Raw genomic sequence first — 13,697 nt, forward strand, 5'->3', positions numbered from 1 at the left:
TTTACGTGTCTTGATGGGTGGGAACTCAAGCACCTGAAATCATCTCGCCGTGCTGGGCAAGGTCAAGGCCCAGTTCTTCCTCTGCCGCGGTGACGCGAAGGCCTGCCAGGGGTTTGACCACCAGCAAAATCAGCCAGGTCGCGACGCCTGCGTAAGCTGCAACGGCGCAGGCTCCCACGAGGTTGGTAAACACGGTGGCGGTCACGGGTGCAATTTCCTTGAGCGCAAAGACCGGGGTCAGGACCGTGCCGATGATGCCGCCCACGCCATGCAGGGCAAATACGTCAAGCGAGTCGTCAATTCCTGTGGCACGCTTGAAGCGGGTCACGGCCAGGAAGCAGCCGACGCCGCCCGCAAAGCCCAAGACCGATGCGCCCATGACGCCGACAAAACCGGACGCCGGCGTGATGGCGACGAGGCCGGCAATGGCGCCTGTTGCCATGCCCAGCACGCTGAACTTGCCGCGCTGGACATATTCGCAAATGCCCCACATGAACGCGCCGACGCAAGCTGCCACCTGGGTGGCCAGCAGGGCGCCCACGGCGCGTGAACTCGCCTCAAAGGCCGAACCGGCATTGAAGCCGAACCAGCCCGCCCACAAGAGCCCGGCGCCGATGATGGATATCAAGAGGTTGTGCGGCACCATGGGTTCGGTTCCGAAGCCTTTGCGCGGACCCACGACCTTGGCCGCCACCAGGCCGCTGAAGCCGGCCGCGATGTGCACCACCGTGCCGCCCGCAAAGTCCATATGCCCCATGCTGGCGAGCCAGCCGGTGGGTTGCCAGATCCAGTGCGCCACAGGGGCGTATACCAGGATGGTCCAGAAGGCCGCAAAGAAAATGGTGGCGCTCAGGCGCATGCGCTCCACGGTGGCGCCGATGATCAGTGCGAAGGTGATGATGGCGAATGCCAGCTGGAACAGGAAGAAAGCGGATTCCGGCACGGAAGGCGCTGAAACGTGCGCGCCGACTTTTGCGCCCAATAGTCCTTCGCTTAGCGCGCGGCTCATGTCGCCGATCCAGGGGTTGCCGGGCGTGAAGGCCAGTGAATAGGCAATGCCCGCCCAAACCAGCGTGACAACCGTGGTGGCCGCAAAAGTGTGCGCCACGATGGAGAGCGCATTTTTGGCCCGCATCATGCCGCTGTAGAACAGCATGATGCCGGGAATGGTCATCAAAAGCACCAGCACGGTCGAGATGAGCATCCAGGCGGTGTCCGCGCCATTGAATTTCGCAACGGCAGGCGCCGCGGCAGCGGCGGCGGTCTGGGCGTGGAGAGGGGTAGATGCCAGCAGCGCCAGCGCAGGGGCCAGCAAAGTGAAGGCAGACGACCTGCGGGTAACCAGGACTTGGCTCATACATTCCCCTCTCGTTGTTTCAGCTGTTATCAGCTGCTATGCGGTACGGGGAATGTTACATCCGGCTACATGTATTGGGTAAGTAAAAAATACCCGTTTTTGGGCATTATTCCTTGTTCTGTAGCATTTCGGCTTGTTTTGGGGCGCGTTTGCCGCCAGCCACCTGCAATGCCTCATTGTGCGCACCGTCAGCAAGGCTCCTGTCCATCCGAAACAGCTGTGCCAGCGCTTGTCGGTACTGGGGCTGGCCGACCAGGTTGGTGTCGTGGTGCGAGCCACCCGGCACCAGCAAGAAGAGCTTGGGCTGCGCTGCAGCGTCATAAAGCTTGCGCCCCAGGTCCGGCAGGATCAGGCGGTCTTCGCCGCCATGCACCACCAGCAGGGGGGAGCCGATCTTGCCGACTTTTCGGACGGCCTCGAAACGCTGGGTGATGAGCAGCGACACCGGCATCCAGCCCCACTGGGACGTACTCACGACATCGGCGATGGAAGTGAATGTGCTTTCGACAATCGTGCCGCTTTCATCGGCCACCTCCGTGGCCAGGTTGATGGCAATCGGCCCGCCCAGCGAGTGTCCGAAGATGTAACGGGGACGGTCGGGGTACTTTTTGGCCAGCCAGTCCCAGGCGGCGCGGGCGTCTTCGTAGGCCGATGTTTCCGACGGCAGTTCGTAGGTGCTTCTACCAAAACCGCGGTAGTCGATCCCCAGGACCGAGAAGCCGAGCTCCTGCATGCGGCGCATGCGCGGCGCGGAGCCGGTGACGTTGTAACGCGCGCCATGGAGGTACAGCAGCACGGGGGTTTTGCTTGCGGCATCCGACTCGTCTGCCGGCAGCCACAGGCCGTGCAGGCGGACGGGGTGGTCGCCGCCACTGCCGCTGGCGGCGTTGAAGTCAATCCAGACGTCTTCCATTCCCACCGCGGCGGCTGCAGCCCCGCCCCAGGTGCGGTCGCTGGGCTGAAAGATCCAGGCTCGCTGCTTTTCGTCAAGGGTGGCACAGCCTGCCAGCAACGCCAGCGTCATCAGGAAGGAAGTAAAGAGGTGCCAGCGTTTCATGCAAGTGAATGATTCGCCGGGCGCCGGAAAGTTCAGCGTCCGCGCATGAAGAGCGTGTCAAGCTCCCGGATGCTGACCTGCCGCCAGGTGGGCCGCCCGTGGTTGCACTGGTCGGAGCGCTCAGTGGCTTCCATCTGGCGCAGCAGGGCGTTCATTTCGTCGAGCGTGAGCTTGCGGTTGGCGCGCACGGCGCCGTGGCAGGCCATGGTGGACAGCAACTCGTTCCGGGCCCGCTGTATGACGGTGCTGGCGTCGTGCTGGGCCAGTTCGGCCAGCACGCTGCGGGCCAGCTCCACCGCATCGCCCTGCGCCAGGCTGGTGGGCACGGCGCGCACCGCCAGGGTTTTGGGCGAAAAAGGCGTGATTTCCAGGCCCAGCGTTGCCAATGCCTGGGCGTTGGCCTCGGCCGTGGCCACTTCCTGGGGGCTGGCGGCAAAGGTGGCCGGAATCAGCAGCGGCTGGCTGATGATGCTGGCGCCATCGGCACCGTCCATCTGGGTTTTCAGGCGTTCATAGACGATGCGCTCGTGGGCAGCGTGCATGTCCACAATGACAAGGCCCTGGGTGTTTTCGGCCAGCACGTAGATGCCCTGCAGCTGGGCGATGGCGCGGCCCAGCGGCCAGTCGCCGGAGGGCAGGGCGCTTGCGCCTTCAGGCACGCCCGCCATGCCATTTCCGACCGGGGGAATGGTGACGTACAGGGCATCCTCGCCAGATTCCCGCTGGCTGGGCGCGACGGCTTGCGATGACGGCCACATGGCGTCAAAGTCGGAGGCCCTGTGACCGCCGTTTGCTACAAAATTGATAGCTGGTTGCGCCCATCCCTGTTGCGCAAAAGCCTTGTTTTGCTCAAGAAATCCGGTGGGCGTGACAGCAGCGTCTTCCGCGCCTGCCTGGGCAGCTGCCGTGGAGCGCGGGATGGCCAGCGCGTTTTCGGTGGCGTGGCGCACCGCCTGGTGCACCTCACGGCTGTCGCGAAAACGCACTTCGATCTTGGTCGGGTGCACGTTCACGTCCACGCGGGACGGATCGATCTCGACATACAGCGCATAGACCGGCTGGCGGTGGCCATGCAGCACGTCTTCATAGGCGCTGCGCGCGGCGTGGGTCAGCACCTTGTCGCGTACGTAACGGCCATTGACATACGCGAACTGCTGGTCGGCGCGCGAGCGGGCGGCATCCGGAATGCCGGCGACGCCCCAGACGCGCACGGCGGGCAGGCCGTCGGCGCGGCGCGCTGAACTCTCATAGCTGACGGTCACGGACTGCTCGACAAATTCGCTGCCCAGCACATCGGCCAGGCGCTGCTGGTGGGCGTTGTCGCCTGTCGCCGCGCGCCATTGTTCGACCAGCTTGCCTTCGTGCCAGATCGCAAAACCCACATCGGGCCGCACCAGTGCATGGCGGCGTACGGCTTCGATGCAGTGGGCCAGTTCGGTGGCATCGGTCTTCAGGAATTTGCGGCGCGCGGGCGTGGCGTAAAACAGCTCCCGCACTTCCACGCTGGTGCCACGGTTGCGCGCGGCGGGCTTCAGTTCGCCGGTGCGGCCGTCAAGCTGCCATGCGTGTTCATCCGCGGCGGTTCTGGACAGCAGGCTCATGTCGGCGATCGAATTGATCGCCGCCAGCGCCTCGCCCCGAAAACCCATGGTGCCGACGGCTTCCAGGTCTTGCAATGAGGCAATCTTGCTGGTGGCATGGCGCCTCAGGGCGACGGGAAGTTCTTCGCGCGGGATGCCGAAGCCGTCGTCTTCGACCACGATGAGCCGTACGCCGCCGGCCAGCAGCCGCACAGTCACTTGCGTGGCGCCGGCGTCCAGCGCGTTGTCCACCAGCTCGCGCACGACGGACGCTGGGCGCTCCACCACTTCGCCGGCCGCGATCTGGCTGATCAATTCATCGGGAAGTTCGCGGATCGGGCGGCGGGCAGGAAGAGGGGTCATTGCTACTGATTTTACGGGTTGGGCTTTTTGGAGTGAGGAAGCAACAAGTCCGGCAACTGCCCCTTTTCCGGATCTTGTAAGATTTTGTTGCGACAACCATCATGGTTCCGATTTATTTTATTGATGTAAGGGAATCCCATGCGATTGAAAGCCCAAGCTTCTTCCTTGATCTTCGCCCTTTTTCTTGCCGGTATGGCGCAAGCGCAGGTGCAAACACCCAAGGTGCCCGTGTGCATACAGGATGAAAGCATCAAGGAGCGGTTTTTGCCAGTCGAACTTCTCACCGGCAACCCCATGACAGATAGCCGGGAACTGGTATTTGCAGCGGTTGATCGGGTGTATCCGTTTGTCGACGAGTTACCCGATGGTTCTGTGGGCAAGGCAGACGTGACACTCAAAGGACCCATGCAGTGGGAAGGCCAGGGCGGTACTGTCTACGAAATCTACGAACGCAAGGTCCCGCGTGCGCACGAGCGTTTTGCGCTGACGCCCGACCGTACCGCCATTGGCCGGGTGTATGACCAGCGTTTTGGCAACGCGACCAACGAGGGGAAGTTTCCGGTGGGCATGTGGTCGCAGGGCCAGGTACGCCGCTACAACACCACTTATTTTTCACCGAGAGGCACGCGCAACGAAGTGACGTCCGTCGAGATTGAAAAGCTTTCATGCGTGTATGACGGCACACCCGGTGCCGTGCAGTATGGCTGGAAAACCGGTTCGGGGACGAGCTACGGCTATATCTATGCGCCTGGCAAGGGTCTGGTACATGTCATGACGCGGGTCAGCGGCAACAGTGGCCGCTGAGGCCGGTACGCGGCGGGCGCGGGTTTCATACCTGTCAAAATCACCGGTATGGAATTTGCCACCTTTCTCATTGATTTCATTCTTCATGTCGACAAGCACCTGGAAGCCTTTGTCACCAGCTACGGCGCGTGGGTGTATGCCCTGTTATTCCTGATTATTTTTGTGGAAACCGGCGTGGTCGTCATGCCATTTTTGCCGGGTGATTCACTGCTGTTTGTGGTGGGCGCGATGTGCGGCGTCGGCCTCATGAGTTTTCCGGTGGCGGTGGCGTTGCTGTTTGTGGCAGCTGTGCTGGGCGACCAGTGCAACTACGGCATAGGGCGAGCGTTGGGTCCCAAGGTGTTTCAGTGGGAAAACTCGCGTTGGTTCAACAAAAAGGCTTTTGACCAGGCCCATGCGTTTTACGAGCGGTACGGCGGTATCACCATCATCGCGGCGCGTTTCATGCCGTTTCTTCGTACTTTTGCCCCCTTTGTGGCGGGCGTGTCGGACATGACGCGCAGCAAGTTCACGCTGTACAACCTTGTGGGCGGTGCACTGTGGGTCGGCGGCATCGTGACGGCTGGTTATTTTTTCGGCAACATCCCGTTCGTCAAAACCCATCTCGACAAGATCATCTGGGCCATGATTTTTATTCCCGGCCTGATTGTTATTTTCGGCGCCTGGAAGGCCAGGCGCAAAGCAGGCAACGCCGGCGCCTGAAGGTGCGCTGATACGCATCCGCCCAAGAGGCCTGTTGTTGAACGGGCTTGATGCAACGCAGTCACGCGCAACTGCGCACGTGATAAAAAATGACAGTGCCGCCTTTCTGGCTGGCAGGAAAACCTGAATGAACATCACTCCCCTGGATATTGCCGCAGTGCACACGCTGCCGGAATTACTGGCCTTTCGCGTGGCACACAGTCCCGAGGCTGAGGCTTACCGTGAATTTGATGCCCTCACCGGGCAATGGCACAGCACCTGCTGGGCTGAGGCCAGCGAGCGGGTCGCGCAGTGGCGGCGCGCGCTGGCGGCCACGCAGCTGCCGGCCCATGCGAGTGTTGCGATCCTGCTGCCCAACGGCCTCAATGCCGTGAGCATCGACCAGGCGGCCCTGTCGTTGGCGCTGGTGCCTGTACCGTTGCATGCCATTGACAATGCCGGCAGCATTGCCTACATCCTGGCGGACTGCGAAGCTTCCCTGCTGATGGTGTCGTCGCTTTCACAGTGGCAGGCCGTTGAGGCTGTCGGAACGCCCTTGCCGGCGCTGCGCTGCGTGGTGGTCGCCGTGCCTGAAGCGCCGTTGAGCGGGGCGGGTGGGGCGGTGGCAGTTGTGCCCCTGGCCGACTGGCTGGCGGCGGGGGAAGGGTACGCCGGCTTGCTGCCCGCACCGCAGGAGGACGACCTTGCGGCCATCGTCTATACCTCAGGCACCACGGGCAAACCCAAGGGTGTGATGCTGACGCACCGAAACATCGTGTCCAATGTACGGGCCATCCTGTCGCTGGTGGTACCGATGGTGGACGATGTGTTCCTGTCGTTCCTGCCGCTGTCGCACACGTTTGAACGGACCGCCGGTTATTACCTGCCCATTGCCGCCGGAAGCTGCGTGGCTTATGCGCGTTCCGTGCCCTTGCTGGCCGAGGACCTGAAAACCGTGCGTCCCACCGTGCTGATTTCGGTGCCGCGTATTTACGAGCGCGTATTTGCCAAACTGCAGGAGACACTGACGCAGTCGCCGCTTAAAACACGCCTGTTTCTGACGGCGCAGTCTGTCGGCTGGCGGCGGTTTTGCCGCGCACAGGGATTGCTTTTGGCGGAAAGCGAAAAAAGTCCGTGGGCATGGCTGGATCCCCTGGTTTGGCCCCTGCTGGAGCGGCTGGTGGCCGGAACCTTGCGGGCGCAGTTTGGTGGACGCGTGCGGGTGGCGGTGAGCGGTGGTGCGCCCTTGTCGCATGCGGTGGCACGCTGTTTCCTCGGGCTAGGCCTGCCGCTGCTGCAGGGCTACGGCATGACGGAGACATCGCCCGTGGTGTCGGGCAATGGTGTGGACGACAACGACCCGGCCACAGTGGGCAGGGCCTTGCCGGGTGTCGAGGTGCGCATCAGCGCCAACCAGGAACTGCAGGTGCGCGGCCCGCTGGTAATGAAGGGCTACTGGAAACGCCCCGAAGACACGGCCCGCGTGCTGACGGACGACGGCTGGCTGTGTACCGGAGACCAGGCCGTGATCGATGGCGGGCGTATCCGCATCATGGGACGCCTGAAGGAAATCATCGTGACGTCGACCGGCGAAAAAGTACCGCCGGGCGACCTCGAGGTGGCGATTGCCGCCGACTCCCTGTTCGACCAGGTCTTTGTGGTCGGTGAAAACCGCCCCTTCATCGCCTGTGTGGCAGTGGTCAACCCGGCGGAATGGCGGCGTGTGGCTGCGGCGCTGGCGGTGGACCCCGAGGACCCGGCCAGCCTGCACCTGCCGGCTGTGCACAAGCTCGCGCTGGAGCGCATGGCCGCCCAGGCGAAGGACTTCGCACGCTACGCGACGCCGCGTGCCGTGTACCTCACGCGGGAGCCGTGGACGCCCGAAAACACCCTGATGACGCCGACGCTCAAGCTCAAGCGCAACAACCTGATGGCTCGTTATGCGCGCGAAATCGAGGCGATGTACCGTCCCGAAGCGCGGATCAGCGGCCACCCTTGAGAAACAGGTCGCGGTCGGGTGCGAAGTTGGCATGCAGAGGCAGCATGGCACCGCCCAGTGCGCGAGCGTCGGAGCCAATGCTGCCGGCCATCACCTGGGCGGGCCAGAGACCTTCCCAGTTGTAGCGGCCGAGTGCTGCGCCCGTGGCTTCAATCAGGCGCTGCAGCAGCGGGCGGCAAAAGGAGCCATCCATCACCACGGCATCGATATCCAGCAGGGCCGTTGCGCTGACCACGCTGTGGGCCAGTGCATTGGCGGCGCTGGCCACCCAGGCCTGGGTGTCGGACTCGAACGGCGGCTGCAGGGCGCGTTCGTCGTAGGCTGCAGCCGGGTCAAGCCCGCGCGCCTTGAAACACTGCTCCAGTTCCCACAGCGAAGCCTGGCTGACCAGCTGTGGCGGCGCGCCGGGTGGCTGGGCCGCCTGCAATGGCAGCGACGCCACGGCGCCGGCGTTGTTGTGGATGCCTGCGTGAAGTTGTGAATTGATGACCAGGCCGCCGCCCACAAAGGTGTCGACAAACAAGTAGAGAAAGCTCTTGAGGTCGCGTCCGCGGCCCGACACCAGTTCGGCCACGCAGGCCGCCGAGGTGTCTTTGGCAAAACTCACGGGCAGGTCGGTCATGGCTTGCACTTCGGCGCTGAGGTCGATGTGGTTCCAACGGTCCGACTGCTGCGCCGACAGCCCCAGCATCCGGTGCCAGCCACCGAGCTGGAAGGGCGCGGCCACCCCCACACCGACCAGCCGCGGAGCCAGTGCACCGAGTTGCTCACGCAGGGTGCGCAGGTTCTGGCCGATCACGGGGAGCAGGGTGTCGGCATCGGGGAAGGCATAGGCCAGCGACAGGCGTTGGCGGACCTGCCCGGTGAAGTCGACCAGCAACCAGTCGGTGCTGCGCCGGCCAATCTTGATGCCCACTGAGAAGGCGCCGTCGGGGTTCAGCGCCAGCGGCACCGAGGGTTGGCCAATGCGCCCGCGCACGCGGTCGTGCCGGATCAGCAGGTCGTCTTCTTCCAGCCGGGCAGTGATCAGCCCGATGGTCTGTGCGGTCAGGTTGGTCAGGCGGGCCAGTTCGGCTTTGGGTACGCTACCGTGCAGGCGGATGGCCTGCAGCACCACGCGTTCATTGAACTGGCGCATGCCCACGTGGTTGGAGCCGCGCTGGCGCAGCCACACAGGCGTGGCTGCTTCGGATTCCGCGGGGGTAGCGGGAGTGGCCGCAGTGACAGGAGATTCGGTCATGGACGCAGATTTTCGCCGATGACCCCTTTGCGCAGGATGAAGTTGCCAAAAGGCTGCAATTCACCCGTCACCACAATCGCATAGGCCTGGCGTACCCGCTCATAAAACGCGTAGCGCTCAACGGCCTCGGCCTGCTGATGCGGCAGCCACCCCGGGGCCAGCAGCGCCAGTACCTCGCGCTGTAGCTCCGAACGGTAGGGTGCCTCGGTACCGCTGACCTGCATGTAAGCCACCGGGTGATCCACATCTTCAGCCAGAGGCAGCAGCGAAGCCACGGCCCGTGCTGTTCGCGCCATGCCGTGGCCAGGCAGGCGCAGCACGGGTTTGCCCGCGCCCACACTCATGGCCGTGAAATTGGCATCGGCCAGCAGCAGCGCGTCGTCATGACCCATCTCGGCCAATACCTTGAGCAACTCGGGCGTGAGCAGGGGGTCAATGCCTTTAAGCATGAGCGGGCCTCATGCGTTGCGGTGTGACAAGCGTGGAAGCTTCTTCTTCACCAGCCGGGGCCGCGGAACCGGCTTCGCCGGGCCGCAGGCGCAGCGCCCCCTCGGGGGGCAGCGAGGACACGTCAGTGCCGAGCGTGGGGGCTGTTTCAGGCAAGCGCAGACTCCGGAAGTTCTTCGGCCGTCTTGGCGCCTGTCATCACGGCCACGGTGTCGCTCATGCTGATGGTCTTGGGATTGACGACCGCCGCACGGCGGCCCAGGCGCTGGATGTGGATGCGGTCGGCGATTTCAAACACATGCGGCATGTTGTGGCTGATCAAAATGACGGGCAGGCCTTTGTCGCGCACCCGGCGAATCAGCTCCAGCACCATGTTGCCTTCTTTCACGCCCAGGGCGGCCGTGGGTTCATCCATGATGACCACATGCTGCGCAAAGGCAGCGGCGCGCGCCACGGCCACGCACTGGCGCTGGCCGCCGGAGAGTGTTTCCACGGCCTGCGTCATCGAACGAATCCCGACCTTGAGCTCCTGCATGCGGGCAATGGCCTGCTCCAGCATCTTCTTCTTGTCGAGCACACGCAGCCAGCGGCCCAGGGGACCGGGCCTGAGGAGTTCGCGGCCCAGGAACAGGTTCTCCGCAATGCTCATGGCAGGGGCCACGGCCAGGTCCTGGTAGACGGTTTCGATCCCGGCACGGCGCGCATCGATGGGGGACTTGAAACGCATCGGCTTGCCGTCGAGCAGCAATTCACCTTCGTCGGGCACAGTGGCGCCCGACAGTGCCTTGATCAGCGAGGATTTGCCGGCGCCGTTGTCACCGATCACGGCCAGGATTTCGCCGGCGCGTAGTTCGAAGTCGGTACCGTCCAGTGCGGTGACCTGACCGTAGCGTTTGACCAGCCCTTTGGCCTGCATGATCAAAGGCGCAGGAGTTTGGAGGGGCGTTGGGGTGTTCATCAGCGAGGCCCTTTGCGCGACATCTGGTCGGCCGCGACCGCCAGGATCACCAGAATGCCGGTAATCAGTGTCTGGTAGACGGAGGCAACGCCCATCAGGGTGAGACCGTTGCGAAACACGCCCACAATCACCGCGCCGACGAGTGTGCCCAGAATGATGCCGCGTCCGCCAAACAGGCTGGTGCCACCCAGCACCACGGCGGTGATGGCATCCAGGTTTTCGGTTTGCCCGGCATTCGGATCGCCGACGCCGGTGCGCGCCACCGACAGGAGCGCGGCGATGCCGTAAAAGAGGCCGGCCAGTGCATAGACGGCCACCAGCACGCGGTCGACCCGGATGCCGGTCAGCCGTGCGGCTTCGGCGTTATTGCCCACTGCATACAGGTGCCGGCCCGGTGCGGTGTCACGCAAGACAAACCACGCCAGCAGGTAGAGGCCGATCATGGCGACGGTGCCCAGGCTGACCTCCGTACTGCCCAGATCGAAGGTGTTGCCCAGCGCCGTCAATTCCGTCGGGAGGTTGGGAACGATTTGCGCGTTGGAGTAAATCTGGGTGATCGCAAATGCGATGTTCAGTGTGCCCAGCGTCACGATGAAAGGGGGCAATTTGATGCGGGTGACCAGCAGGCCATTGAGGAGGCCGAAGCCGGTCGTGACCGCCAGGCCGCAAGCAATGGCCAGGTAGGGGTCGATGCCGTAATTCACGGCGAACTTGGTCATCACCATGCCGCCCAATGCCATCACCATGCCGCAGGACAGGTCGATGCCGGCCGTCAGGATGATCAGGGTCTGCCCAATGGCCAGCACGCCGACGACCATCACCTGCTGCAGCACCAGGGACAGGTTTGCGCCCGTCAGGAAGCGGTCTGACTGGGTGGTAAAAAAGATGCAAGTGGCCAGCAGGGCCAGCCAGGGGCCGAGGGCCCCCCACGGGATGTGGCGCGAAGACAGGTTCATCGGTAAGGGCCCAGGATGAGGAAAATGATTTTGTCATCCCGCACCGGGTTCGGTCCGGGATGACAGCTGGCAAGCAGCAGGTCGATTACTTGGTGCCCCAGCAAAGGTCCATGCCGGTTTTGACGTCTTTGCTGTCTACGCCCGGGAGAGCTTTGGCCGAGATCAGGGTCACGCCGGTGTCGGTGTAACCCGACGCTTTTTTGCCGCCCTTGGCGTAGCTGACACCTGCTGCCACGCCCAGTGCCGCCATGGTCAGGGGGTATTGCTGTGAAGTCGCGGTGATGACGCTGGCTCCCGTGTCCTTGATGCCCTGGCAGCCGCCGTCGACCGAGAGGATGGTCACGCCTTTTTCCTTGCCGGCCTTTTTCAGTGCATTGAATGCGCCGGCGGCGGCCGGTTCGTTGATGGTGTAGACCACGTTGATATCGGGATTTTTTTGCAGGCAGTTTTCCATGGCGGTCTGGCCTTTGGCCTGGTCACCAAAACTGTCAGCCATGCAGACCACGGCTGGGTCTTTGGACAGCTCGTTGGATTTCGCGTCTGCCGCTGCCAGGCCGAAACCCTTCATGAAACCGTTGTGACGCTGTGCGCCCACGGGGTGACCGGGGAACAAATCGAGCGTGGCGATTTTGGCTGGCTTGCCGGCCATGGCCGCTTTGGCGTACTGGCCAATCAGCACACCGGCCTTGTAGTTGTCGGTGGCAAACAGCGCGTCAGCTCCCGCAAAAGGGCTGTCCAGTGCAATGACCTGCACGCCCTTGGCCTGCAGTTTTTTGACGGTGGGTGCGATGGCATCTCCGCTGGCGGTGATCAAAATGGTCTTGGCGCCGGCGGCAGCCATGTTTTCGAGGGCCGTGATCTGTCCAGCGGTGTCGCCGTCCGATTTGCCGGCGGCGGTCAGCAGCTTGGCGCCGAGTTTTTTGGCCTCGGCTTCAGCGCCTTCCTTCATCTTGACGAAGAAGGGGTTGGTTTCGGTTTTGGTAATCAGGCCGATCACAGGTTCGCCCGCTGCAAAGGCCGATGTGGCGGCCAGCGCGAGGCTGGACAGTGTCAAGAGAGTGGTGGTCTTTTTCATCAAATTGTCTCCTTGTTGAATCGACATTCCAGGCCGCCAGGCACTGGAGTTCGCGGGAAAATACCCATGAGTGCTGGGCGTTGCTGAACTATAGTGGCGCTTGAGTTATTAAATCAAGTTGTTTTAATTATGGATTACCCTGAGAAAAACCCTGAAAAAGTGCTGCAAGTTGCAACCGCTGGTGAAGCGTTGATTGACCTGATCGTTCAATCGGACGGACGTTATGAACCCTGCCCGGGTGGCGCTGTTTTCAACCTGACGCGCGCGCTGGCCCGGCAGGGCGTCAACACCCTGTACCTCAACCCTCTGTCGCGCGATCGCTTTGGCCGCCAGCTGGCCGCAGCGCTGACCGGAGATGGTGTGCGGCTGGCCTGTCCACAGCCCGTGGCACAAAGCACCTCACTGGCCGTGGTGGGGCTGGATGACGCAGGCCATCCTGACTATGTTTTTTACCGGCAGGAAGTGGCGGACCGTGCAGTCACGGCGGACAGCCTGATCCAGTCGTGTCAGCGCGTCCCCGGGCTCGAGATGGTGTACACCGGCGCCCTGGCGCTCGCGCCCGAGGATGCGGGCCGCTACCTGCCATGGCTGCGAGCCCAGCATCAGGCGGGCAGCGTGGTGGTGGTGGATGCCAACCTGCGGCCGTCGGTCATGCCGGACCTGCAGGCCTACAGGCGCAATGTGCACGCTGCGCTGCAACACGCCGACGTCGTCAAGGTCAGCGATGAAGACCTGGAAAGCCTGGAGATACCTGGCACCGATGTATTTGCGCGGGCGCAGCATCTGCTCGGCACGAGCGGTGCCGGCTTGCTGGTTCTGACCCTGGGGCCGCACGGAGCCTGTCTGTTGACACGCGATGGCCGGCAGTGGCGCGCCCGCGAATCCCGGCCGTTGGCGGTGGTGGATACCGTGGGGGCGGGTGACTGTTTCCTCGCCGGCTTCATGGTTGCCTTGCTCGCGCGGAAAACCGCTGCGAGCGGTACTGGCGCTTTGGTGGCGTTGGTCGGCGATGACGCGGGGCGCAGTTTGCTGGCCCATGCTGTGGCCAGCGCCAGCTTGTGTGTCATGCAGCGTGGCTGTGTGCCTCCGACCGGGGCGGAAGTGCAGGCCAGGATTGAACAGGCAACCTGCGTATTTGACTGACGGCCGCTACCGATGCCTTACTGAAAAGATCAGGGAA

12 protein-coding genes are annotated in these 13,697 nt (G+C 63.2%); 4 read left to right on the forward strand and 8 right to left on the reverse strand.

Annotated features, from left to right (window positions below; genetic code table 11):
• Window positions 1–25 precede the first annotated feature (25 nt).
• The 3 genes from AC1D13_RS02865 to mutL all read right to left on the reverse strand — a co-directional run bounded on the left by AC1D13_RS02865 (window position 26) and on the right by mutL (window position 4,357).
• On the reverse strand, window positions 26–1,357 hold the full coding sequence (locus AC1D13_RS02865) for an ammonium transporter (RefSeq protein WP_457278968.1): 1,332 nt from the start codon (window positions 1,355–1,357) through the stop codon (window positions 26–28).
• A gap of 106 nt (window positions 1,358–1,463) precedes the next feature.
• On the reverse strand, window positions 1,464–2,414 hold the full coding sequence (locus AC1D13_RS02870) for an alpha/beta hydrolase (protein WP_477688905.1): 951 nt from the start codon (window positions 2,412–2,414) through the stop codon (window positions 1,464–1,466).
• 32 nt (window positions 2,415–2,446) lie between these two features.
• A complete protein-coding gene (gene mutL / locus AC1D13_RS02875) occupies window positions 2,447–4,357 on the reverse strand; it encodes a DNA mismatch repair endonuclease MutL (RefSeq protein WP_477667487.1) in 1,911 nt (636 codons plus the stop codon).
• A 138-nt stretch (window positions 4,358–4,495) separates the two neighbouring features.
• On the opposite strand from mutL, the gene AC1D13_RS02880 reads away from it, so the two are divergent.
• The 3 genes from AC1D13_RS02880 to AC1D13_RS02890 all read left to right on the forward strand — a co-directional run bounded on the left by AC1D13_RS02880 (window position 4,496) and on the right by AC1D13_RS02890 (window position 7,841).
• A complete protein-coding gene (locus AC1D13_RS02880; RefSeq protein ID WP_477667486.1) occupies window positions 4,496–5,161 on the forward strand; it encodes a hypothetical protein in 666 nt (221 codons plus the stop codon).
• A 48-nt stretch (window positions 5,162–5,209) separates the two neighbouring features.
• Window positions 5,210–5,863, forward strand: a complete 654-nt coding sequence (locus tag AC1D13_RS02885) for a DedA family protein (protein ID WP_477667485.1) — start codon at window positions 5,210–5,212, stop codon at window positions 5,861–5,863.
• Window positions 5,864–5,990: 127 nt separating this feature from the next.
• Entirely contained in the window at window positions 5,991–7,841 is a 1,851-nt protein-coding gene (locus AC1D13_RS02890; RefSeq protein WP_477667484.1) for an AMP-dependent synthetase/ligase, read from the forward strand.
• Here the strand turns inward: AC1D13_RS02890 and AC1D13_RS02895 are convergent.
• The 5 genes from AC1D13_RS02895 to AC1D13_RS02915 all read right to left on the reverse strand — a co-directional run bounded on the left by AC1D13_RS02895 (window position 7,825) and on the right by AC1D13_RS02915 (window position 12,517).
• Window positions 7,825–9,081, reverse strand: a complete 1,257-nt coding sequence (locus AC1D13_RS02895; RefSeq protein ID WP_457278962.1) for an ROK family transcriptional regulator — start codon at window positions 9,079–9,081, stop codon at window positions 7,825–7,827. The genes AC1D13_RS02890 and AC1D13_RS02895 overlap by 17 nt on opposite strands.
• A complete protein-coding gene (locus tag AC1D13_RS02900; protein WP_457278961.1) occupies window positions 9,078–9,530 on the reverse strand; it encodes an RbsD/FucU family protein in 453 nt (150 codons plus the stop codon). The genes AC1D13_RS02895 and AC1D13_RS02900 overlap by 4 nt, the downstream gene beginning before the upstream one ends.
• A 146-nt stretch (window positions 9,531–9,676) precedes the next feature.
• Window positions 9,677–10,486 (reverse strand): ATP-binding cassette domain-containing protein, encoded by an 810-nt coding sequence (locus AC1D13_RS02905; protein WP_477688906.1) that lies wholly within the window; start codon window positions 10,484–10,486, stop codon window positions 9,677–9,679.
• Complete coding sequence (locus AC1D13_RS02910) at window positions 10,486–11,442, reverse strand: ABC transporter permease (RefSeq protein WP_457278959.1); 957 nt, start codon at window positions 11,440–11,442, stop codon at window positions 10,486–10,488. The genes AC1D13_RS02905 and AC1D13_RS02910 overlap by 1 nt, the downstream gene beginning before the upstream one ends.
• An 85-nt stretch (window positions 11,443–11,527) precedes the next feature.
• Window positions 11,528–12,517 (reverse strand): substrate-binding domain-containing protein, encoded by a 990-nt coding sequence (locus tag AC1D13_RS02915; protein WP_477688907.1) that lies wholly within the window; start codon window positions 12,515–12,517, stop codon window positions 11,528–11,530.
• A gap of 129 nt (window positions 12,518–12,646) precedes the next feature.
• Between AC1D13_RS02915 and AC1D13_RS02920 the strand changes: the two genes are divergently transcribed.
• Window positions 12,647–13,660, forward strand: a complete 1,014-nt coding sequence (locus AC1D13_RS02920; protein ID WP_477688908.1) for a PfkB family carbohydrate kinase — start codon at window positions 12,647–12,649, stop codon at window positions 13,658–13,660.
• Window positions 13,661–13,697 lie beyond the last annotated feature (37 nt).

The organism is Polaromonas sp. P1_E12, assembly GCF_056405975.1.